Consider the following 2,460-nt stretch of genomic DNA (forward strand, 5'->3'; position numbering starts at 1 on the left):
CTCAAAGATAATTTGAGATCCGAAATTTACGCGCTGTTTTTACGCTTTCTTTTAACGTTTAGGACGCTAATGTTTTTAAACATATTACAATGAAAAAACGTATTTTACTATTAGGTCTTTTAGCAATCACTTCAACACTTACAATAACTTCTTGTTCTGATGATGATGGTTTTAATGTAGAACAAACTCAAAAAAGTATTTTAACTTTAGGATTTAGAGGAGAAAACATTTCAACATATAAAACATTAAACATTGATATTTTAGAAATAAATACTGGTGTAACTACAACTAAAACGATCGAAAACACTAACTTTCATTCTTTAGAGTTACCTAAAGGATCTTACAAAATCACTGTTAATGGTGAAATTATTTCGCAATCAAACGAAACATTTACTGTTGGTGGAGGTGCTAACATTGATATTGTAAGTGCTGTAGAAAATGTAAATATAGATTTATATGTAAAATCTTTCAATAACGATTTTATTATTGAGGAAGTTTTCTTTACTGGTGTTAAAACTCCAGAAGGAAAAAATTACAACTCAAGCCGTTACTTTAAACTAACAAACAATACAGACGAAGTTTTATTTGCAGATCAATTAATTATTGGACAATCAAACTTTTTAACATCGGTAGACAACAATGTTACACCTTATGCAACTACAGAATATTTTCCAGTAAAAGGTGTGATGGTTTTACCAGGAACTGGTCAACAATACCCAGTACAACCAGGAGATTTTATTGTAATTGCTGATAATGCGATCGATCATAATTCAATTTCTAGTACAGCTTTCAATTTAAGTAATGCTGATTTTGAGTTTCCAAATGATAATCCAGCTTTAGGAAATGTAGACAATCCAAATGTTCCAAATGTAGATGTAATTTACACTCAAATGAATTTTAATATGTTTTTCTTACACAGCAGTGGTGTTGAGGCTTATGTAATTGCCCGTTTCCCAGAAGGACAAGATAAAACGACATTTTTAGCGAATCAAAAATACGATTACGAATACACAAATTCTGCCGGAAACATTACTTCTAAATCTGCATACAAAATTCCAAATTCTTGGATTATTGATGGAATGAATAATGCAAACGAAGATAAGTTGTTACAATTATTAACATCTCCTTCTATCGATGCGGGTTGGACAAGTGTAGGAGCTTTTTACAACGATCCAAATAGAATAGGTAAATCTGTTCGTAGAAATGTTATTGGACAATCTGCTACTGGAAAAAATGTATACAAAGACACGAACAATTCTACAATTGATTTTAATAAAAATGCTGAACCAAGTTTAAAAAACGGAATCGTTCACTAAAACAATCTTATTTTGAAACACAAAAATTTATTTCGATTAACGATATTTTCTGTTTTGATTTCTGTAAATGTACAAGCGCAAAATCAAAAAAAAGATACTATTACGTATTTAGAAACGATTAATAGACAATATCATACCGAAAGAGATTTTATAAATAATTTATACTATAATCCGGCATCAATGTCGGATTATAGTAATTTTTCTTTCTCCGAATTATATATAAATTCTCAAACAAATAAAGACCAAATTAATCGATATCCATTAGGAAAGGATCAAACATCTTTTGGTTTAAAAACAAAATCTTATCAAACACTTAAAAAAAATGTCTCTTTATGGGGAGAAGCTGCTTATTCTTCTATCTCTACAAAAGACGTTAAGTGGAATGAGAATTTAGATTATGATCGTATTTCACCATATAGCGTAGCCGATTCTGTTGGAGGAAAATTAGATGTTGAGAAATATAATTTTAAAGGTGGTTTTGCCAAAAAATTAAATCGAATTTCATATGGTTTAGAAGGGAATTATATCGCCCAAATGGGTGCGCGTAGTAAAGATCCAAGAAATAAAACTGTTACTTCTAATCTTGAAGTTAAAGCTGGTTTAAACTTTAATTTTTACAAAAATTTAGAAGCTGGAATTTTCATTCAAGGTGAAAAATACACACAAAATAACAATGTTCGTTTTGCAAGTATTCTTGGATATCCTACCGTTAATCAAATGGCTGGATTCGGAAATTATAACTATTTATTTAGTGGTGGTAACAATAACATATCAAGTATTTATGAGCAATTCGGATATACTTATGGAGGACAAATCTCAAATAATAATGATTTCTATTTAATGGCGAAAAAAAGTAAACATGATTTACTTAAAACCACAAACGGAACACAAACTAATTATTTTGACATAGCCGATTTAATTGAAGAAAATTACTTATTTGAAGGTGCTAAGTTTTTTACAATTAATAATAATCGACTTGGTATAAAAGCTCAATATAATTACCGCAAAAAAATAGGAACTGAATATGGATATAGCAACAACACTAAGGTTATTGAATTAATTTATAAGCCATGTTCAAGTTATAAGTGCAACTGGCCAAGTAGATTTTAGTTTTTCGATAGGGCTAATATAGCCAAACTTTCTT

General features: G+C 29.5%; 1 protein-coding gene and 1 pseudogene. Both read left to right on the plus strand.

Features of this window, described 5'->3' with window-relative positions; translation table 11 throughout:
* Positions 1 to 89 precede the first annotated feature (89 nt).
* Positions 90 to 1,316, plus strand: coding sequence for a DUF4876 domain-containing protein (locus IF125_RS14075; protein ID WP_225542915.1), 1,227 nt, complete (start codon positions 90 to 92; stop codon positions 1,314 to 1,316).
* A 180-nt stretch (positions 1,317 to 1,496) separates the two neighbouring features.
* Positions 1,497 to 2,366 (plus strand): annotated as a pseudogene (locus IF125_RS14080) (DUF6850 family outer membrane beta-barrel protein); the annotation flags it as partial.
* Positions 2,367 to 2,460 lie beyond the last annotated feature (94 nt).

Origin of the sequence: Empedobacter stercoris, assembly GCF_020281205.1 — a bacterium.
GTDB lineage: Bacteria > Bacteroidota > Bacteroidia > Flavobacteriales > Weeksellaceae > Empedobacter > Empedobacter stercoris.

Coding starts and splice junctions, on each gene's coding strand:
- IF125_RS14075 (WP_225542915.1), top strand. CDS start 90: ATGAAAAAACGTATTTTACTATTAGGTCTTTTAGCAATCACTTCAACA.